The sequence below is a fragment of the Colwellia sp. NW0002-52-1 genome (assembly GCF_057550865.1).
This window is the reverse complement of sequence record NZ_BAAJLU010000058.1, coordinates 1-493: the sequence shown is the minus strand read 5'-3', so window position 1 is coordinate 493 and position 493 is coordinate 1. Positions and strand designations below refer to the sequence as shown.

At 30.4% G+C, this 493-nt stretch carries 1 protein-coding gene; it reads right to left on the bottom strand.

The genetic code is table 11. The features are described 5' to 3' along the window. Positions 1–7: 7 nt before the first annotated feature. Entirely contained in the window at positions 8–301 is a 294-nt protein-coding gene (locus AC27H3_RS18080; protein WP_487108111.1) for a hypothetical protein, read from the bottom strand. Between the last annotated feature and the right edge of the window lie 192 nt (positions 302–493).

Genomic DNA, 493 nt, shown 5'->3' with positions numbered 1-493 from the left:
TACGTAATTAGCTACCAAGCATTTGCTCTTTAGTTTCGATAATTATTTGGGCAATTTTCAAGTCATGATTATGATTAGTAGTCATTCCCATGTTTTGACTAACTGACGATGATAAATGTTTAGCAATTTTTGAAATATCAGCATTATTCATTGCTAGCTTAAAAGTATGTGGAACATAACTATCATATTCGTCATTCCATTCATTATCGCCATCATTTACACCAATAGGATCCCACTCCTCCCAAAGGATTCTGGCAACTTCTTTATAAAAACTCTTCTGCTTAATACTTAACTGACTCATAGATTACGTATAACAGCTTATTATGAGGAAAAACTCCTTGTTTAAACAAGGAAAAAATCCTTCTTTCATATTTTAAGATAATCAAAACATACCTGATTTATTCATTATCTACAATAAGTTACTAATAAAACATCTCGTGATGTTAAAGACATAAACGAGAATATTTCCTTTTTATTGGATGAAAGCAGGAAA

What these genes read in the sequence shown, in the direction of transcription:
- AC27H3_RS18080 (WP_487108111.1), bottom strand. Translation starts at nt 301, where the DNA reads ATGAGTCAGTTAAGTATTAAGCAGAAGAGTTTTTATAAAGAAGTTGCC.